The organism is Metabacillus sediminilitoris, assembly GCF_009720625.1.
GTDB lineage: Bacteria > Bacillota > Bacilli > Bacillales > Bacillaceae > Metabacillus > Metabacillus sediminilitoris.
Window position 1 is genome coordinate 3,841,007 of the sequence record NZ_CP046266.1, and the last position, 20,143, is coordinate 3,861,149.

The window sequence follows — 20,143 nt, forward strand, 5'->3', positions numbered from 1 at the left end:
GAGATATTAATTGTTCAAAAGAGAGATTTTTTAATTTTATTCATATCTTAATGCTTCTATCGGGCTTAAACGTGCCGCTTTATTGGCTGGAAGCATACCAAAAATGACTCCTATAAACATGGAGAATAATAATCCACCAACAACTACTTGCCATGAGATAAGTGACGGCCATCCTGCAAAAATGGATACAATATTAGCAGCGACTGCTCCTATAATTATCCCAATGATACCACCTATTAATGTTAATGTAACTGATTCGATTAGGAACTGTGTTAATATTTGCCGCTTTGTTGCACCTAAAGCTTTTCTTATACCAATTTCCTTTGTTCGTTCTGTAACAGAAACAAGCATAATATTCATGACACCAATTCCACCAACGACTAGAGAGATTCCTGCAATCGATCCAATAATTAGCGTCATGATTGTTGTGATTTGACCAATTCCTGCTGCCATCTCTTCCATATTAAATACTTTATAAGACTCATCGGTATTATGTGCGGTATTTAATAGATTTGTTGCTTTTTCACCAGCTTCTTTCATCACATCAGCATTTATTGCTTGAAGGGTAACTTGATTATAGTCAGAGATTCCGAAAGTTGAACGGAATGTATTCCATGGGATATATACCTCCATTGCCCCAAAGGCAAATATACCAGTAGGCTTTTCTAATACACCAACAATTTCAATTGGCTGACCTTTAATCCATACTACTTCACCAATCGGATCTTTCCCATTAAACATCTCTTTCATAAGTTCATCACTTATTACTCCGACACGAGTACCGCCAATAAAATCTACTTCCAAAAGATTTCGACCTGATTGGATCTTTAAATCGTTTACTTCGATGTATGCTTGGTTCACACCGTACACACTTGTTTCTGCAGTTTCTTCTCGATATCGTGACGTGAAGAATTCTGATGATGAAGCAACGACTTTTTTCACCTCAGGTATATTACTTAACGAATTGACATCTTCCTGCGTAAAAGCAGCATTCATATAAGCATTAGGATTTGACATTAATTCCTCTTCACTTGGCTCATAATAAACTTCAATAGTATTACCAGGACCTGTTATAGAGGTTTTTAATAACTGTTCCCCACCTTGACCGATTGCCACGACTAATATGACAGATGCTACACCAATAATAATTCCCAGCATAGTCAAAATCGATCTTAGCTTATGCGCAAGTACAGAACTTAGCGCCATTTTCATATTTTCTGATAATCCCATACATTATCTCCCCCGCTCTTCATCGGAGAGAATCATTCCATCCCTAACCGTAATGATTCGTTTTGCATAGTCTGCTACCTCTCGCTCATGTGTTACAAGAATAACTGTAGTACCTTCCTTATTTAACTGTGTAAATTGATTCATTATCGCAACACTTGTATGACTATCAAGTGCACCTGTAGGTTCATCCGCCAAGATGATTTTAGGTTCATTCACAATGGCTCTTGCGATCGCCACACGCTGCTTTTGTCCGCCTGACAACTCATTAGGTAAGTGTTTCATTCTTTGTGAAAGTTCAACCTTCTCAAGCGCACGGCACGCACGTTCTTCTCTTTCCTTTTTACTATATCCCGCATATATCATTGGCAACTCGACATTTTTTAATGCTGTTAATCGGGGTAATAATTGAAATTGCTGAAAAACAAAACCGATTGAAAGATTTCTTACTTTTGCAAGCTCTTCATCTTTATATGTCGAAATATCCTCATTATCAAGTAAATAAGTTCCTGAAGTTGGATTATCTAAACAACCAATTACGTTCATTAACGTTGATTTACCAGATCCAGATGGACCCATTATTGCAACAAACTCTCCCTTATGGATAGTGAGGTTAATATCTTTTAAAACATTCAATGTTTCTATCCCAACTTTATAACTTTTTGTAATAGAAGTAAGGTTGATCATTTCACACTCACTTCCATGTCTTGTTTGAGATTATCTGGTGGACGAACGATAACCTCCTCTTCTTTCGTTAAGCCTGATTTTATTTCCATAAATTCATTATTTGTTGTACCTGTCTCTACTTTTTTACGCATTGCCTTTCCGTTTTCAACGACAAATACATAATAATCTTCTCCATCTTGCTTAACTGCTTCTAAAGGAAGTGCTAGAGCTGTTCGCTTTTCAGTTTCAATTTCCATAATGAGCTTAAAGCCTGGCTTTATTTCAACATCTTTTGAATCAATTGATACTTCAATTGGATATTGAACTGCAGCATCTTCATTTACCGTGACATTTTCAGTTTGTTGCGGCAATAGTCCAACTTTTGTTACTGTACCCTTCCATTCCTTATTAGGTAAAACATCAGACTTAAGGATAACTGGCTGCTTTTCTTTAATTTTTAACGAATCGTATTCTGAAATAGATGCTTTCACAACATAGTTACCTTTTTTTCCAACATGTAATATTGGTGTCTGAGAAATACCTGCTATAGCTTCTTCATCAACAGAAAGTACGGTTCCAGCTAAGTCACTCTTAATTACTAATTCCTTTACCTTGTTTTCGATGGTTTCTTTTTGTAACTGAACCTGTCTTGCTTCAATATCTGCTACTTTTAAATCAATTTTCAACTGATCTCGTTCAGCCTCAACTGTTTTTTCCGCTTCATCTTTACTTACTTGCTTCGATAAATCATCCTCTTTCTCGTCTAATGCATCAAGTTGATCATCAATTTGATTAATACGTAAATAGGCTGATTCAATTGAAAGTGCATTTTGTTCTTTTTCTAATTGAAGTTGTTCATTTTCATAACGTACTAATGGAGTTCCAACTTCAATTTGGTCACCTTCTTTGACAAGAACTTCTTTCACTTCACCCTTTTCAGGATCTAAATAAACATAGTTTTCCTGACTAAAAGATAAAGTGCCTGGAACCATTACATTCCCAGTGATTTCACGTTCGTCTACCTTTACTGTTTCGACAGTAAGTTCTTCTTTAGCAAGTGTTCTAAATACATTAAAGCCAACTAAGCCTAATATTAGTATTACAACCCCTATTGAGATCCAAATCTTTTTCTTCATTGAATTTGTGTTAATCCTTCCATTGCTCCAGAAACTGCTGCGATAATAAGTCCTAAAACAAAGAAAACGATGGTAATAATAATGGCTGTAGTTTTAGAAAGCTTTGCTACTTTATTAAGTCCTATTGCTAATAAGAAATAATACCAAATATTGAACACTTCAATTGAATTAAGGATTGCACCTAAAACACCTGTCTCACCAATAAAACTATTTAGGCTTGTTGTGATCATAAATGGATCACCATCTATTGCCATGATGATTAGTTGATTAAGAAGTTGACCAATCGTAACAATGAAGCTACTAAAAATAGTCATCGATAACATTTGCTTATATGTTGCATCAGATTTTGCAATCTTTGTTATTCCCCAAAAAATAAGTGCAAAAAAAAGATATCCTATTGGTGCTGCAAAAAAACCTGTTATTGCTGCTCCGACAACTCCGAACGTTTTTGCGATTTCTGCATCTTCGGCAGTCATTTCCATTCCTGGCAATGCTGAATAATCAATATTAAATGCCGACATTAGAGAAACGACCGTCATGACGATTGTCAAAAGGATTAACGGAAACCAAATGACTGGCTTTTCTCGAATTCTCTCAAACTGTTCACCAGGACTGAAAATCATCCCAAATAATGACGGCTTTTTAATCTGTACTGTTTCTTGTTCCATATAAATCTACCTCCAATTTATGTATTCATTTACATATACGTCTAAAAAATGGAATAGTTTCACAAATTAGTATTTTTATATAAAAATTATTAATCCATAATTATCATTTACCGACTTCTAAAATAATTATTTTGTAAAATTTATTTCGAACTTCATTTCTTTCTGATTGAATTTTTCATTCGTATAAAATGACATTTACAGGGAATAATTTTTATAAGAACTATTCTAATAAAAGAGGCCTTTTATGTATTTATTATTGGTAATTGCTATTTTCATCATATTAATTTTCCTTTTTGTAGATAGAAAACAGTTGAAAGAATATTATCCAACGATCCAATTCTATATTATTTGCAACCTTCTTTATAATTTTATCTTTTATCAACATACACTTTGGTCGTACGAACTGGATCTATTTAAATGGTTAAATCATACAAACACAGAAATTATATTTACTTTTCTCATCATCCCTCTTTTTATTATTGTTTATCTTCGCTTTTTTCCTGTTGGTTGGAAGGGAATTGCATATATTGTTATATGGATTATTTCTTTTTGGTTAATTGAATATTATTACTTAAGGAAAGGGTTTTTCGACTATAAGAACGGATGGAATGAATGGTGGTCGCTGCTATTTAATGTCATCATGTATCCAACTTTATACTTACATTACAAGAAACTGTTAATTGGAATTCTCGTATCCATTCCAATAATCATTTTATTATTACTTTTTTTCCATCCTCCATTTAGTAAATTAAAATGAACATATGAGGAAACGGTAGGATGCCGGCAAATGCATTTAGTGTTTCCTTTAGTTATTTGCTAAAAATTTAGTAATAAAAATGATAACTAAGGTCGAATCGATTTCTAAGTACTATTATTAGTGAGAATCCAATTTGGATTGTATCCTTATTGGGCTACGTATCTTTTTTCTAGCTGGAATATTGAAAGACTCCTAATTAATTTTTATTGTTTCATGTAGAAAATATGCTAACCTTATTTTCTGCGCAATTTAATTAAAAAAGTTCAAGTTAGAGCTATTCTTTACATAATTGAATATAAAAACAAGACAGAAAGACTGTCTTGTTCAAAAAGGATATTTTGATATTCAGTTTGTACCGAAATCCACTTTGTCCCAGTGAATTCATTATCGATCAATATGTTTCCAAATCCCCCCATTCCACTTGCCTTTGTACTTCCGAATGGTACAGTCTGAGTATCATTACCGTTTGATCATTAAGATTGGTCATTCCTCTTTCTACTTGTAAACCTAACTCTCTTCCTTGCTCTAGATTCCCCGTAAATATAGCTGAACTAAATCATATTCAGTATCATTTGCTAATTTAATAGCATTTTCATCTGATTGTGCTTTAATAATGGTAGATATAGGAGCAAATAATTCCGTTTGGGCTCGTTTACTGTCGTTATCTACATTTATAAAGACAAACGGAGTTATTAGGTTTCCAATTCGTTTGCCTTCTAAAGCTAATTGAATTCCTTCTCCTTTTGCGTCTTCAATAATCTTCATTGCTTTATCAGCCTGATTTTCGTTAATTTATGAGCCAATTATTCTTTTTGGATCTTTTGGATCACCATAAGGAATCTGTTATACTCTTTCAATATACTTTTGAACGAATTCATTATAGTTATCCTTGTATGTGAACCATTACAGAAAAAGGAAATGACATAGCAGTATCATTTCTTGTTAATAAGCTCTGAATATTCGGTGCTAAGAACATTTACGTAATTAATTTAGTTCACAGTTTCATCAATTTGAACGATCTTTTTAAAATCATCAAGTGTTGTAGAATAAGTAATATAGATCCTTGGTAATAAATAAAGCTCATCTCTTATTTTCTTTTTAGAAAATAGTTCAGGTGTCGTCGTAAGTCCAAATGAATAATACTTTTTTGTTTCAGCTACAACCTTGTCATTAAAATTCCCATAAGGATATGAAAGAGCGATAACTGGCTTCCCTGTTATTTGTTGTATTTTTTCTTTCGATCCTTTCAGTTCATATTCATAATTATTTATCTTTGTCAAATCAGGATGTGTTGCCGTGTGAGACTGAATAGAAAAAAGACCTGAATCAGCAAGCATTTTTAATTCAGCCTTGGTTAAGCGGTTTGAACGATCGATAAAGTCAGAGATCACAAAGATTGTACCTGAAGCTTTAAAACGCTCATTATTCACTTTTTTAAAAATGGCAAATGCGTTTAAATTATTTTTATACCCATCATCAAAGGTTATGATTATCGGTTTGTTCACGTTATCAATTTCTTGCCAGCGCTCAAAGGTTAATAAGGTATAGCCATGATCACGTAAATAAATCATTTGCTCTTCAAAACTTTTTGGCGTTACATAAAGCTCTCTAGAACCAAGGCCCTTATAATTGTCTATTGAATGATAAATTAATATCGGTACTTTTTTCACAGCTATTACTTGTGTTGGGAGAAATAAACAAAAAATACAAAGCAATATCGTCGAAATCTTTTTCATCAAACCCCCACTTTATTTTTAATATGATGTTTTCATTTTATTATTTCTTAATTTTTATAATGAATTCCTACAAATAGAATCGGTCATATCCTATTTTAAAAAATGAATATTTGGATCTTTTATTTAGGCTGTTTCGGCAAACTTTGTTACTATTTACCAAGTAGTGCGGTGTAGTTGACTGCAGAGAGAGATGTCAGCTTTCCGCAGGGCGGGCGGTAAGCCTCCTCGGCGTAAACGCCTGCTTGAGTCTCACATGTCCCGCTGTTCCCGCAGGAGTCTCACAATCTGCTCCAATCAACCTTAAATAGTTTTCTTATTAAAAGCAACAATCTCTTTGAAAAGAGCCTTTATTTAAGTTAACGGTTTAGTGCCTGAAAATATTTTATATATTAAAAAACGCTTAGGGATAAATTACCTAAGCGTAAATCAGATCTATTTTTATTATTCTCGAGGATAAAGACCTTCATTCGCCATTAAATCCATCACACTCTCTACCTCATTAACAGAGTCCCCAATTACGAGGCCAATCACTTTTGATGGTCGATTTTCTCCTGGAAAATAACTTGCATCAAGTAAGCTTAATGGAACAAATTGATTATTTGACATGTATTTTTCAATCACGGGTACGATTTGAATAAAATCTTTTTCCCATTCTAGATTACAAAGACGCACGACTGCTTTTCCATATTTTTTTTGAAGTTCATGATATAAAAACAATCCGCATGTTGAAGCATTAAAACGAATATTTAAATCAATAAAATAATAACGATCACCGCGGATAAGGACATCAAAACCAGCAACACCAACATACCCTTTCTCCGCAACATTCTTCATAACTATATAGCCAGTTTCAACAATATCTGCTATTTTGTCTTCAACATCTACAGTGATCCAACTTCCGCGGAAGCATCCTTCTTTATTAACAACTTGCTCTGACTTACCAAGGAAATTGATTTCCCCATTTTTGCTCACCATATAATGAACTGAGATATTTTCATCATATCGTATCCATTCTTCTACGATTATTTCAGATAAATCTCCAAACGATTCGTCGATTTCATATAGCTGTTTTTCCTCTTCAACAAGAAGGACTCCGCATCCCCCTGAAGTAGGTCGGCCATCACCCGTTTTTAAGACAATTGGCAGTTCCGGTTTTTCTTCCAAAATTTGCTTTAGGCTCATCTTTTTCCGTTTAGGCACATTTTCAGGGGGAACTAGGTCAGGTATACTTCTTTTATCACATAAATATGCTAACAGTTCTGGTTCAATCCACGATAAATTTGGCGGAACCTCTTCTTGCGGATGTGGATATTGAAAGATTAATTTTTTCTTCTTTTTATCTAATTTTTTTAACAACTGCAGATATTCATTATCTGTTCTGTAAGTATATTGAACAGTCGGTACGTGTAATCCCGCTTTTCTAAGCAATGATAATGCTTGTTTTGTGACAGCACCTGCATGGCAAATAACCGGCATATCTCCAATTACACTAAGTTCTCGCCCTGTTAATGCTTCTAAGCTCTGCAAATCCCCAGCAAAATGCTGATAATCATCTGCAAATAACTTTGGATTATAAATAAAACCTTTTCCGTAAATATCATGCATGCAATAAGAAGGACGAATTTGTTCTACTTGTTGATCTTCTATAAGTTTTAATTGCTGTGCTGTTTCTCCCATTAACAAAACCTCCTATTATCATTCTTGTTTGTAAAAATGTTACATAAGCATTTATGACATAAAGGTAAAAATCATTTTTATATCATAAATAATAGGAAAATAGAATTTATCTCTTTTAAATAGAAAATGACTTGAATTGAAATGACTAATTTGATTAATAACAATTACTTGTTCCTTATTTCGAGCTCGTCTTACTCTTTCCATCATTTTCTTCCCTTTTTCGAATCTTCCAAAACATATTTACTAGCTAAATTAGTCACGAAAATTCGTGATGATTCAAAGAATAATAGCTTAGATAAACAAATGACCCCGGTTCAAAACCGGGGTTATTTGTATTCATCATCGGATATTCTTCATTTTTCATTACGGATTTATGGAGCTTTATGTAATTTGACAAGACTTTGAATTACTTTAGATCTTTTTGTTTCTTCTACAGTTAAAGAAAAAATAATAATAGGGAATATTCTAAAATAGAATATCCCCTTAATAAAAATTTCGAATTTAATCTACTTGAATCCCATTAACTATATATCCAATTTCTTGAATTAGATGTTATTTATTAAAAATAGAAGAAAGGTCCTTAAAATTGACCTTTCTATCATTCCAAGTTTGAAAAGTCTGCAAGATCTTCCCTATTTCCTATTACGACTAATAAATCTCCATTATGAATATTTTGATCTGGTGAAGGTGATATGATGATATTTCCATCCCTAACAATGGCGATTACACTAACATTATATTTAGCCCTTATGTCAAGGTCCCTTAAACTCTTTTCTGCCATCCATGATGGAACAATAATTTCTTCTATATTATATTCTTTTGACAATTCAATGTAATTTAACATATTTGGTGATAGTAACTGATTAGCAACACGTTCTCCCATGTCACGTTCAGGATAAATAATCCAATCAGCCCCTACCTTATCTAATACTTGACCATGGTTTTTCCCTAAAGCCTTTGCAATAACTTTTTTAACACCTAGTTCCTTTAAGAGCAGCACAGTTAAAATACTCGACTGCATATCATTTCCAATTGCTACAATAACACAATCAAAATTGCGAATACCTACAGAAATTAGTGCCTTTTCTTCTGTGGTATCAGCCACGACTGCATGTGTTACATAAGATACAGCTTCATCCACTCGTTCCTCATTTACATCCATTCCTAAAACCTCTTGCCCAGCCTCTTGTAATCTTCTTGCTACACTTACTCCGAATCTTCCTAATCCTATAACTGCATATTGTCGTTTAGCCAATTAACTTACACTCCCTTCTCTTCGATTAACCGATCATAATCTTTCCTCTAGGATGACGGAATGCATCTGGTTTCCGCCTCATCGCGATAGCAAAGCCAATTGTTAATGGACCAAGTCTACCAGCAAACATCGTAAAAATAATAAGTAATTTGCCAAGAGGAGATAGTTCCGGTGTTAATCCCATTGATAGCCCTACTGTCCCAAAGGCAGATGTAGCCTCAAATAAATACATAAGAAAATCGAAATCCTTTTCAGTGATACTAAGCAGCATTGTCATGATGATGACCAGAAATAACCCACTAACTGTTACAGTTAGTGCTTTTAGTATTGTTTCCATTACTATACGTCGTTTAAATAATACAACATCCTCTTTCCCTCGAATTTGAGACCAGACAGATGCAATTAATACAACAAAAGTAGTTATTTTAATACCACCGGCAGTTGATCCGGGGCCGGCACCAATAAACATAAATATGATCGTCAGGAATAATGTTGATTGGGTTAAATCTCCAATTGGCAACGTATTAGCACCAGCTGTACGCGGAGTGACAGCTTGAAATAATGCTCCTAAGCCTTTTCCTGAAATGGATAATGGTGCTAACGTATTCTTGTATTCTAAAAAGAAGATAAATATGGTTGCACTACATGTTAATATGATCGTTGTAAACAATACTACCTTCGCATGCATGGATAATCTATGGGTATCACGATATTCATAAAGTTCGTTCATCACAATAAATCCTAACCCGCCTAATGTAATTAGGGAGCACACTGTAAGTACGACTGTTGGATCATCTACGTAAGGTGTAAGACTCCGAAATCCACCCATTAAATCAAAACCGGCATTATTAAACATTGATATCGCATGGAAAAAGCCATAATAAACAGCTTTCCCAATTGACATGTCAAAAGAAAAACGAATGGCTAATATTATTCCACCAACACTTTCAATTACTGCCGTAAATATTAAAATTCGCCTTACAAACTTTACAATCCCTTCGATTGTTAGATTATTTAATGATTCTTTTAATAGTAATCTTTCTTTTAATGAAATCTTTTTCCCTAATAAGAAAAAGAAAAAAGTTGCAAATGACATAAAACCTAATCCGCCAATTTGAATGAGCGTTATTATTACCAACTCACCAAACATCGAAAATGTATCTGCTGTATCTACCACAACAAGACCTGTCACACATGTTGCAGAAGTAGCAGTAAATAAAGCGTTAATAAACGAAAGTCCGTTGCCATCTTCTGTCGCGATAGGAAGAGTCAATAAAAATGTCCCTAAAAGAATGAGCATCGCAAAGCCTAATACAAGAATTTTCGGCGGATCAAGAGTAATGTTTAATTTTTTCATTGTCTTCTCCTAATGTGTAAATTTTGGCGATTTACCCCAAAAATAATTATGTAAACGTTCTGAAACATAAAGATTTTTCACTAAAATTTAAGAACTCTTTAATACTTTCTCCTACCTCTTTACTAATTATTTGAATCATTTTCATTAAAAAAGACCAATGGTTACCTTTTTCTCCAAAGTTTGTAATGCAATTGTACAATCATTCTTATTTGATCTGTATGATCAGTAAAAGAAAGATTGAACGTATTGTAAAAGCAAACTATTTGTATTGGAGAAAAAGAACCCATTGGTCTACTTAACGCCCAGCTAGCCTTCAGGCTTTCTTTGCGTTCTGTCTTCCACGAATCTTTTTCAAATATAGGTATGAAAAAAAGACCTACGTATCGCTCAAGCTGCTCTTTTGCTTTACACACAAAAAAGCCCCCTGAAATAAGGTGGTCTTATGACCTCCTTCGCTTTAGCCGACGAAGTTAGCTGACGGGTAGGATGGCGAAAGAGTATCACATCCCTTCTGCATTTGCAGAATTAACCCCAAAAAAATGGGTCCTCCGTTCTCAATTTCTTGAGATTAGACTGTTATGAATTTGTTATTGATCAGGATTATTTTACGCTCGCTTTTGTTCGTTGTAAACCCCAAACAATAACCAAAAACAACTAAATTCATCGATTTACCTTCATTTTCCTAAATTAAATACACCATGCTCTATTTTTCTTTATAATACTATATATTTTGCAAGATAATAAAATTATATTGACAAGATCTTCATTTGGACATTATGATAAATCCCATAAATTACAGAAATGTAACGGAGGCAATATGCTACAATCCAAAAAGAAATTAGAGTCTGAAATCAGTGCAGCATTTATTAAGTTCCAGCGTGATCTAATCGGCAGGGGCCCACAGGAAGCAAAAACGTATATTATTAGTGATATGTTGATTACTCGTTTCAAAGGTGTTCTGACAGTTGAAGAAAAGCACCTTGTGAATCGTGATTCAGGAAAAAAACTAGTAAAAAAAATGCGTGCACTTCTTCGTGAAATGTACAGTAATGATTATGAAAAAATTGTTGAAGAATATACTGGTTGTAAGGTTCTTTCCTCTCACAGTGATATTAGTACAAAGACAGGTGAACGAATTGAGGTATTTATTTTGGATAAAAATTTCGAAAAAATGATAGAAAGCACAAAATAATAATTTGTCAGTTTCTGATTATTTAAGATTTATAGATTGTTTACTTACATGCTTTGAATATTACAGTGAATTTAAGTGCAACTGATTCTCATGAAATTTTAATAAGGGTGGAAGCTATGGGAAAAACAACTCATCGATTTGTTGTTAGTGCCGTTGGAAAAGGCGGCCAAACCTATTTAACGAATTGTCATGATAAATATGAACTAAAGAAATGGTTAGCAGACCACGAAGATGATTTGATTATGAATGAGGTAAAAATCATTGATAAGAAAAAACATCCTATCTTAAAATTATTTTCTCTAAAAAGATAATCAAATTATATGCATGATCTCATTTTGATTAAAAAAACGAAAGATGTGGGCCTGACTTGATAATATGTCAGGCCCTTTTCACGTTCCGTTTTTCCATGAAGACAAATACTGTCTCCTCCCTATCTAATTTCTCCGTTTTAAAAGCTTGATAACCTAACTTTTCATAAAATGAAATATTTTTTAAACTTTGACTGCCAGTAAAAAGTTCATACCGTTTATTTATAAATTTACTTTCAATTTCTTTCATTAAGACTTTTCCAATTCCCTTATTTTGAAAATCTGGATGGACCATTAATTTACTTATCCTGCATGTTCCATCTGCCGCGTTTGCCCTTACTGAACCAATTATTTTATCATTGTGGATATATTTTAGAACGAGATAACGATTAAATTCATTTTCTAAACCCTCCAGTGTTTGCGTCATTGGTTGAATCGTGTAATCACCTGCTGCTTCAGCTTCACTTTTATATGCTATTTTTTGCAATGCAAGTATTTCTGAAGCATCCTCAATAACAGCTGTCTTAATATGATTCATTTTTCACTTATCCTTTCATTTTCGGATTTATAAAGAAATAGTTAAATAAACTAAAATGACAATAAAATCAACCATTTATATGTAAATCATACCAAATTTCAAATTCCATTATAAGAATTTTCCAACAAATACGGATAATTAAAGAGGCAACATTAATCGCTGCCTCTTTATCATAAATTCATTTGCTTATACTTTAAACTTCTCTATAAGGGCTTGCAGTTCTTCAGCCATTGTTGTTAAAGATTTAGCAGCAAGAGTAATTTCCTCCATTGAGGCTAACTGTTGTTCTGTCGTCGCTGCTACTTCCTCTGAAGTCGCCGAACTTTCTTTGGCAATAATTGTAATCTCGTTCGCAGAAGCACTCACTTCTTGAATAGCAGCAGACATTTGCTGAACAGTTGCTGAAACTTCTTCAATTTGTGGTGTCATTGCGTTCATGCTAATCATAATAGCATCAAATTTTTCAGATGTTTCGGTTGAAATAGCCAGACCATCTTTTGCATTTTTAGAAACATCGTTCATGATATCAACAGACTTTGTTGTATCTTGTTGAATAGAAGAAATGATCGTTGAAATTTGACCGGCCGATTCTTGAGATTGTTCAGCTAATTTCCTTACTTCATCTGCAACAACTGCAAATCCCCTTCCATGCTCACCGGCTCTAGCCGCTTCAATTGCTGCATTTAGTGCAAGTAAATTTGTTTGGGCAGCAATGTCAGATATTGCATCAAGGATTTTCCCAATTTCTTTTGATCGATTCGACAATGATCGAATAACTTTATTCGATTCAGTCACTGATTCATGGATGAATTTCATTTGTTCAAGATTGTCTTTTACAAACTTTGCACCTATCTCTGCTTCTTTCACCGTTTCATGAGCCATTTCAGAAACATTTGAAGAGCTTCCTGCAATTAGCAATACACCGTGAAGGACTTCTTCAAGTGCTTGAGTATTTGCCTCTAATTGTGTTGTTTGATTTTCAGCACCTACTGCTACTTGCTGCATGACTTCTGTAACCTGCTTTGTTCCTATCGTTGTTTGGTCTGCACTTGCAATCAATTCCTCTGAGGAGGAACTAACACGTTCAGATGCCGTTTGTAAATTCATAATAACTGTCCGCAGATTATCAACCATATTTTTAAAGCTTTTGGTCAGCATGCCAACTTCATCATTAGAATCACTACTAATTTCCTCTGTTAAATCTCCATTACTAATTCGCTCAGCTGATATTACAAGTGATCTTATCGGATTAAGGATAAACTTAATAATACAAAAAATAACAAAGCCGCCTAATAGTAGTGAGACAACTATCACAATGATTGTTTTGTTAAAGATCTCCTGTGCTGCATGATCAATCTCACTTGAATACATCGTTCCAGCAATCTTCCATCCAGTTAATTCATTTGTCATAAAATCCATTACTTTACTTGAACCGTTGAATGTATATGAAAAACGATCATTCTCACTTTCAAATAGTGTTTTCACCCAATCGCCAGTTGCCTCTTCACCCTGATCTGTAGGATGGACTATATATGATTTCGTATTATCAATTATGGTTATATACCCATTCTCACCAATCTTAACTTGACTTGTTAACTCACCCAAAGCAGTTATATTAATATCGATTCCGACAACACCAGAACCGTCATCTAATACTTTAGCAAAGGTAACAGATGCCTCGTTTGTATTTACATCGATATATGGATCTGTTATAACAACTTCACCTTTATTTTCCATCGCCAACTTATACCAAGGCCGCTCTCTTGGATCAAAATCCTCTGGTAGCTCGGCAGGAGGTGAAATGATTAAATCGCCTGTCTCGAACCCTATGTAAATTGCTTGTGCTTCTTGCTTTGTTTTAATGTATTGATTAAATCTCTGTTTAATCGTTTCTATATCTTCTGAATTAATTGATGCATAAGCTGTTTTGGCCGTTTTAGCAAAATAATCAACATCTCCTTTAATTGGATCTAATTGATTTATTAGTGAAGTATTGATCAATTGTACACTCTCATGTGCTGTTTGAAACATACTGTTTTCCATTTCCGTTTTTGCCGAATGATAGGAAATAAGTCCGATTGACACACTTGGCACTAATAAGAGCAGCACAATAGCGATAATCAACTTCATTCTAATCGTTAAGCTATTATGCAATTTTTTCATGTATTTCAAGATGTAATCCCCTTTTCTGTGAAAATAATCTGATCATCGTATCGACTCATTCTCCTGTTTATAGAGGTCCCACTATATGATTAATCAAACTTTTTTCATATTTAGATTTTTCAAATGATTCATATATTAGTATAATCTTACTATGTTTGCATCACGATGAAAATAACTTATTTTATATTCATAAAATTCAGTTTTATATGTATTACTTAAACGAAAAAGGATAGCGAAAAAAGGCCTTTTTACACTGCCTCATTTCGTTATCCTATTTCATTATCTTGCATATATCATACTTTTGCATACCGTTCATAAAGGTCCTTCAGCGATTCACACCCAATTTGCTTCAGCTTATTTACATACAAACACCAAAGTTCTGCAGTCATTTTTGCATCATTAAGCGCATGGTGCCTTCCGATGATAGGAATACCGTTATGTTCGCAGCACTCCTCTAAAGTGATGATCTTCTCAGCCGGCTCTGCAATTCGGTATAAAAAAGACATATCAACTAAGCGATGTTTAAATGGTGCACGATAAAGTTTCCAGGACGCATATTGAAGAAATGATTTTTCATGATTTGCATGATGAGCTACCAACGTATAGTCTTGCACAAACTGAAAAAATTGAAATAGCACTTCAGATAATGGTGGAGCACTTCTTAATTGCTGATCAGATATTCCAGTTAGTTGGACAATCTCTTTGGATAACAATTTCTCTGCGCGAATTAGTGAATAAAATGTCTCTTCTTCTTTGATTTCATCACCTTTTACCTTTATTGCTCCAATTGAAATTATCTGATCGCCTTGGTCTGGATAAAAGCCAGTTGTCTCTAAATCAAATACAACCACTTTTAATTCAGTTAATGGAATGTGCAGCGTTTCTTCCACTCGCATTTCACGTTGAATTTGCCTCAAATATGCGACATGCTGCTGACTTTGGCCAACCGGTGATGTACCAAACTTTCCTTGAATACCTTTCATAAAAAAAAACGGGTCAAATGTCATTTATTATAACACCCTTTATCTATTATCCCTTGAACATATTGATGCAGTTTCTTCCCATCCCGCAATATGTTTTTTATTTCTCTTTTTTCGAATTTAGACAAGTTTTTAATATTTAGGTAATGTACATCATCATATGAATCTGCATTTTTGAACAAAATGCATCTATATTCAAGTAGCTTTTCAAAATTTTGTTTATAATAAAGTAACTCTTCACGATAGGCTTCGCCTTCACATAAACAATCAAATCGCTCAAGTGTAGACGTCTCTTCAATACCTTCTTTTATTGCCAATAGCCTGATGGCATTAACATATGGTAAAAATGCAGCCTTTTTCAAATCGATACATCCCTCATACTTACCACTTGGCTCAACATATAGCTGTCCAAGAGGACCAACAGAATGTTTAATATGCTGGATATTGTCCATAAAACGCTGTAAAAGCATAGGATGTTGCTTTTGATATTGAAAAATTCTATATTTCAATTCATCCACAAAATCTTTTTCACCTACGAGTGTCCTGGAATCGTAAAAAATTTGTAAATAGCGGATGGATTCCCAACTCATATCTTCCATCCACTTTAAAAGCTGATTCTTCCAATCTACAATTGATTTACACCACATTGAATTTGAACTCATAATCTTTCCTTCACAATAAGGATATCCAATATGATAGAGCCCTCTTGAAAGCTCTTCTCCCAGCTTTTTAAAATAGTTGCTCGCTTCCTCAGTATGATCCTCATATATTAACCCATGATCTTGATCGCTGATAATTCCCTGTTCAATCCTTCCCCCGCTGCCCATAACAAACCATGTGTACTTACATGGCGGTTTACCAAATTCCTGTTCAAGCTGAAAGAGTGCTAGTTTACTAGCACTCCTCATCATTTCATCATGAAAGTCGTTCAACCCTTTTGTATCTAGTGCAAATTTGAGGATATGTTCATCTTTCCACTTTTTTATTGAATCATATGATTCAAATTCACCATGCATGTGAGACACTTCCTCACCCTTAGTCATAATGAGTAATTCTGGATAAGATTCGTGCTTATGAGCCAACATTTTGTTCTTTTGAAGCAAACACCTCAGGGTATCCATAGCTTCCATGTTCACTTATATCTAAACCCATCACTTCTTCTTCTTCAGTAACACGTAATCCACTTAAAAGTTTTTTCGCAATAGCTAAAAGCACAAATGATACAACAAATGCATATGCTCCAGATGATACTACTCCCATTAATTGTACGCCAAGTTGTGTGAATCCGCCACCGTAGAATAATCCTGGTAAACCAACTGTCGCAAGCTCAGGTGTTGCAAAGAAACCAGTTGATAATGTTCCCCAAACACCAGCAACACCATGGACTGATAATGCAAAGATTGGATCATCAATTTTTCTCTTTTCAAAGAATCTTGCACTATAGAATACTAAAATACCCGCTATAAAACCAATGACAACTGCTGCCCATGTATCAACAAATGCACATGAAGCAGTAATGGCAACTAGACCTGCTAAAGCTCCATTTAACATCGTCGGAACATCTGACTTACCTAATACCATCCAAGAAATAATAAGTGCTGCAACCGCTCCAGCTCCTGCTGCTAAATTTGTATTTAGAGCAACAAAGCCGAAGAAACCATTATCAACGGAAACAGTACTTCCTGCATTAAATCCAAACCAACCGATCCATAAAATCAATACCCCTAAAGCAGTGTAGACTTGGTTATGTCCTTGAATATTATTTGCTGAACCATCTTTATTATATTTTCCAATACGTGGTTTTAGTAGGATGGTTGCCGCAAAAGCTGCCATCGCACCAGTTAAATGAACAACTGTCGAGCCAGCAAAATCTTGTTTTCCATGTTCAGCTAACCATCCTCCGCCCCAGATCCAATGTGCGATAACAGGATATACAAGAGCTGAGAATAATATCGTGAAGAATAAATATACAGATAACTTCGCTCTTTCTGCAAACCCACCTAAAGCGATTGTTATCGAAATTCCCGCAAATGCTAATTGGAATAAAAAGAATACTGGTGTAGATAACGCCGCACCTTCCGCTTGCTCTCCTGAATAAAAGAAATCAGTTAATCCTACAAAAAAGTTTCCGTTACCTCCAAATATAAAAGCATATCCTATTGCCCAGAAAACAAGTGAGGCAAGACCAAAAGTAAAAATCGTTTTACCTGCAATATGTCCAGCGTTTTTCATTCGAGTAGAACCAGCCTCTAGTAAGATAAATCCACCTAACATAAAAATAACTAAAACTGCACTTAGCATAACCCAAAGGCTATTCATTAAAAAAGTCGCGTCCATCCCGTTTCCTCCCCTGTTCAATTTCATGACTTAAGATGTTAGATAATATAACATCTCGTTCTTATTTACTATTCTATACGATATTTTTAAAGTGTCAACCTATTTTTATAAGTTTCTGATAATTTTATGTTAGAAAATATAACATACATTAACAATAGTGAGTTAAGCTTTCATTCACAATCTTTCCTTTCACTCCTCATTGTTGGCTTGTTATATGCAAAAAGGATATAATAACTATGAAAAGAAATGGGATGAATAACAACTTACGCAATATGAACAACGAATTTTTCATTTCATTTTTTTATGGATGTAAAGAAACGAGGTAATAAATGATGAATATAGTTGAATCAACAATCGAAAAATTAGATGATCCTTTCGGCATCCTTTCCGGAGATCGTTACGAAATCTTCCTTTCATTAGTGATTGATGAGGAAGATGAGCTTTATAGTGAGCACGGTATTAAACTAAAGCTAATATATGTAGTGGAAGATGATAAAACAAAAATTGCTCAATATGATTTTATCGAAAATACAACAGGACGCATTTTCGACTTTGCATTAGAAGAAGAGGAAGAAGAAGAAATTAAAGATTATTGCCAACAGCTTATTGAACAATTGTAGAAAAATAAACAAAAAGGACTAACTCCATTTTGTAATGCACCCCAAAAGTTAGAGTGAAATCTAACATTTGGGGTGTATTTTTATGACTAAATATAGTGAGCAATTTAAGTTAATGCTCGTAAAAGAGTATCTAGAAGGGAAATTAGGATATGACCTTTTGGCAAAGAAACATAATATAAAAAGCAGTTCTCCAATTAAGCGGTGGGTAAAAGTATACGAGAAATTTGGGATAGATGGGTTGATGAGGAAGAAGTATAAGGAAACATATCCTGTTCAATTCAAGCTGGATGTATTAAGCTTTATGAATAGTACAGGTTCTTCAGAGACGGAAACTGCCCTTCAATTTGGGTTAACAAATCCTCCAATAATAGCTTCATGGAAGAAAGCTTTTTTGGAAGGTGGCACTGAAGCCCTGGATAGAGCGAAAGGGAGACCGCCCATGTCTGATAAATCCAAGAACCAAAAAAGTAAAATTCCTGCAGAAGAAAAAGAAATGACGTACGAACAAAAATTGGAGAAAGAAAATGAACTTCTTCGCTTAGAGGTAGAATACTTAAAAAAGTTACAAGCTTTTCAGATGGATCCGGAAAGCTATCTAGAAAAGCACAAGCAGCGTTATCATTCGAACTCAAAGAAAAATTCCGATTAAAAGATGTTCTACAGATAGTTGATATTCCTGAATCTTCGTATCACTATCATATAAAGCGAATGAAGGAAGAGAATCCCGATCAAAATCTTGAAGAATGTATTCAATCCATATTCGAGGACCATGACGGCAATTACGGTTACCGACGTATTCATTTAGAATTGAAAAACCGTCAATTAAAAGTAAATCACAAAAAGGTTCAACGAATTATGAAGAAACTCGGACTCAAAGGAAATAAGTTTACACGAAAATCACGCAAGTATAGTTCTTACAAAGGGAATATTGGAACTGTCGCCAAGAACCTTATTAATCGCCGTTTTCGCACAAATGTATGCCATCAAAAAATAACAACAGATATCACAGAATTTAAGTGTTCTGATGGAAAACTTTTTTTTAATCCATTCATGGATATGTTCAATAGCGAAATTCTATCTTATGGGATAAGTAGTCACCCAACACTAGATTTAGTCCTAGAACCTCTAGAAGAAACACTAGAAATTGTGAAAAATTCAAAATACAGAACTACTATGCATTCTGATCAAGGCTGGCATTATCAACATAAAAAATGGGTGAAAAAACTCAAGGAAAATAAAGTTTTCCAGAGTATGTCACGAAAAGGAAATTGTTTAGATAATTCACCGATGGAGAACTTTTTTGGATTAATGAAACAAGAAATGTATTATGGAGAAGCACTATGCACATTTGAGGAATTAAAACAGAAAATTGAGAGATATATCAATTATTATAATAATAAGCGTATAAAACAAAAATTGGGAGGCATGAGTCCGGTTCAATACCGTATCCATACCAGCCAATTAGTTGCTTAATATAAAACTCTAACTTTCGGGGGTCTCTTCATTTTTATATAAATGAAGATAGT

The 20,143-nt window shown here is 34.2% G+C and carries 21 protein-coding genes and 1 riboswitch; of the genes, 6 read left to right on the forward strand and 15 right to left on the reverse strand.

Features of this window, described 5'->3' with window-relative positions; translation table 11 throughout:
• Window positions 1-36 precede the first annotated feature (36 nt).
• From GMB29_RS18380 to GMB29_RS18395, 4 genes are read right to left on the reverse strand one after another with little or no spacing between them, the layout of a single operon-like run.
• Window positions 37-1,230 (reverse strand): ABC transporter permease, encoded by a 1,194-nt coding sequence (locus tag GMB29_RS18380; protein WP_136351419.1) that lies wholly within the window; start codon window positions 1,228-1,230, stop codon window positions 37-39.
• 3 nt (window positions 1,231-1,233) lie between these two features.
• Window positions 1,234-1,914 carry an ABC transporter ATP-binding protein gene (locus GMB29_RS18385; RefSeq protein WP_136351421.1) on the reverse strand — a complete coding sequence of 227 codons (681 nt, stop codon included), beginning with the start codon at window positions 1,912-1,914 and terminating at the stop codon, window positions 1,234-1,236.
• A complete protein-coding gene (locus tag GMB29_RS18390; protein WP_136351423.1) occupies window positions 1,911-3,029 on the reverse strand; it encodes an efflux RND transporter periplasmic adaptor subunit in 1,119 nt (372 codons plus the stop codon). Before GMB29_RS18390 ends, GMB29_RS18385 begins: the two co-directional genes overlap by 4 nt.
• Complete coding sequence (locus GMB29_RS18395) at window positions 3,026-3,697, reverse strand: YknW family membrane protein (protein WP_136351425.1); 672 nt, start codon at window positions 3,695-3,697, stop codon at window positions 3,026-3,028. Before GMB29_RS18395 ends, GMB29_RS18390 begins: the two co-directional genes overlap by 4 nt.
• Before the next feature lie 244 nt (window positions 3,698-3,941).
• Between GMB29_RS18395 and GMB29_RS18400 the strand changes: the two genes are divergently transcribed.
• Window positions 3,942-4,454 (forward strand): CBO0543 family protein, encoded by a 513-nt coding sequence (locus GMB29_RS18400; RefSeq protein ID WP_136351427.1) that lies wholly within the window; start codon window positions 3,942-3,944, stop codon window positions 4,452-4,454.
• A gap of 525 nt (window positions 4,455-4,979) precedes the next feature.
• Here GMB29_RS18400 and GMB29_RS18405 read toward each other — a convergent pair.
• The 6 genes from GMB29_RS18405 to GMB29_RS18430 all read right to left on the reverse strand — a co-directional run bounded on the left by GMB29_RS18405 (window position 4,980) and on the right by GMB29_RS18430 (window position 10,892).
• A complete protein-coding gene (locus GMB29_RS18405; RefSeq protein WP_136351429.1) occupies window positions 4,980-5,219 on the reverse strand; it encodes an aldehyde dehydrogenase family protein in 240 nt (79 codons plus the stop codon).
• Between the two features lie 224 nt (window positions 5,220-5,443).
• Window positions 5,444-6,190 carry a polysaccharide deacetylase family protein gene (locus GMB29_RS18410; protein ID WP_136351431.1) on the reverse strand — a complete coding sequence of 249 codons (747 nt, stop codon included), beginning with the start codon at window positions 6,188-6,190 and terminating at the stop codon, window positions 5,444-5,446.
• A gap of 441 nt (window positions 6,191-6,631) precedes the next feature.
• A complete protein-coding gene (locus GMB29_RS18415; protein WP_136351433.1) occupies window positions 6,632-7,867 on the reverse strand; it encodes an ATP-grasp domain-containing protein in 1,236 nt (411 codons plus the stop codon).
• A gap of 598 nt (window positions 7,868-8,465) precedes the next feature.
• Window positions 8,466-9,122 carry a potassium channel family protein gene (locus GMB29_RS18420; RefSeq protein ID WP_136351435.1) on the reverse strand — a complete coding sequence of 219 codons (657 nt, stop codon included), beginning with the start codon at window positions 9,120-9,122 and terminating at the stop codon, window positions 8,466-8,468.
• 25 nt (window positions 9,123-9,147) lie between these two features.
• Window positions 9,148-10,479, reverse strand: coding sequence for a TrkH family potassium uptake protein (locus GMB29_RS18425; RefSeq protein WP_136351437.1), 1,332 nt, complete (start codon window positions 10,477-10,479; stop codon window positions 9,148-9,150).
• Window positions 10,480-10,640: 161 nt separating this feature from the next.
• The gene (locus GMB29_RS18430; protein ID WP_136351439.1) at window positions 10,641-10,892 is read right to left on the reverse strand and encodes a hypothetical protein; all 252 of its coding nucleotides are present in this window, start codon (window positions 10,890-10,892) and stop codon (window positions 10,641-10,643) included.
• A 31-nt stretch (window positions 10,893-10,923) separates the two neighbouring features.
• Window positions 10,924-11,064: riboswitch (cyclic di-AMP (ydaO/yuaA leader) on the reverse strand.
• Window positions 11,065-11,296: 232 nt separating this feature from the next.
• Here GMB29_RS18430 and GMB29_RS18435 point away from each other — a divergent pair.
• Entirely contained in the window at window positions 11,297-11,671 is a 375-nt protein-coding gene (locus tag GMB29_RS18435) for a Na-translocating system protein MpsC family protein (protein WP_136351440.1), read from the forward strand.
• 116 nt (window positions 11,672-11,787) lie between these two features.
• Entirely contained in the window at window positions 11,788-11,982 is a 195-nt protein-coding gene (locus GMB29_RS18440; RefSeq protein WP_136351442.1) for a hypothetical protein, read from the forward strand.
• A 67-nt stretch (window positions 11,983-12,049) separates the two neighbouring features.
• On the opposite strand, the gene GMB29_RS18445 is transcribed toward GMB29_RS18440, so the two are convergent.
• From GMB29_RS18445 to GMB29_RS18465, 5 genes are all read right to left on the reverse strand, one after another.
• Complete coding sequence (locus GMB29_RS18445) at window positions 12,050-12,517, reverse strand: GNAT family N-acetyltransferase (protein WP_136351444.1); 468 nt, start codon at window positions 12,515-12,517, stop codon at window positions 12,050-12,052.
• Window positions 12,518-12,703: 186 nt separating this feature from the next.
• Complete coding sequence (locus tag GMB29_RS18450; RefSeq protein ID WP_227551761.1) at window positions 12,704-14,680, reverse strand: methyl-accepting chemotaxis protein; 1,977 nt, start codon at window positions 14,678-14,680, stop codon at window positions 12,704-12,706.
• Window positions 14,681-14,973: 293 nt separating this feature from the next.
• Window positions 14,974-15,687, reverse strand: coding sequence for an exonuclease domain-containing protein (locus GMB29_RS18455; protein ID WP_136351448.1), 714 nt, complete (start codon window positions 15,685-15,687; stop codon window positions 14,974-14,976).
• A complete protein-coding gene (locus GMB29_RS18460) occupies window positions 15,684-16,676 on the reverse strand; it encodes a DUF294 nucleotidyltransferase-like domain-containing protein (protein ID WP_136351497.1) in 993 nt (330 codons plus the stop codon). The genes GMB29_RS18455 and GMB29_RS18460 overlap by 4 nt, the downstream gene beginning before the upstream one ends.
• 55 nt (window positions 16,677-16,731) lie before the next feature.
• The gene (locus GMB29_RS18465) at window positions 16,732-17,997 is read right to left on the reverse strand and encodes an ammonium transporter (protein WP_136351450.1); all 1,266 of its coding nucleotides are present in this window, start codon (window positions 17,995-17,997) and stop codon (window positions 16,732-16,734) included.
• 332 nt (window positions 17,998-18,329) lie between these two features.
• Here GMB29_RS18465 and GMB29_RS18470 point away from each other — a divergent pair, with 332 nt between their 5' ends.
• From GMB29_RS18470 to GMB29_RS18480, 3 genes are all read left to right on the forward strand, one after another.
• Complete coding sequence (locus GMB29_RS18470) at window positions 18,330-18,617, forward strand: DUF6509 family protein (RefSeq protein ID WP_227551385.1); 288 nt, start codon at window positions 18,330-18,332, stop codon at window positions 18,615-18,617.
• A gap of 82 nt (window positions 18,618-18,699) precedes the next feature.
• Window positions 18,700-19,266 (forward strand): helix-turn-helix domain-containing protein, encoded by a 567-nt coding sequence (locus GMB29_RS18475; RefSeq protein ID WP_136359324.1) that lies wholly within the window; start codon window positions 18,700-18,702, stop codon window positions 19,264-19,266.
• Window positions 19,167-20,090 (forward strand): IS3 family transposase, encoded by a 924-nt coding sequence (locus GMB29_RS18480; protein WP_155443918.1) that lies wholly within the window; start codon window positions 19,167-19,169, stop codon window positions 20,088-20,090. Before GMB29_RS18475 ends, GMB29_RS18480 begins: the two co-directional genes overlap by 100 nt.
• Window positions 20,091-20,143: the final 53 nt, after the last annotated feature.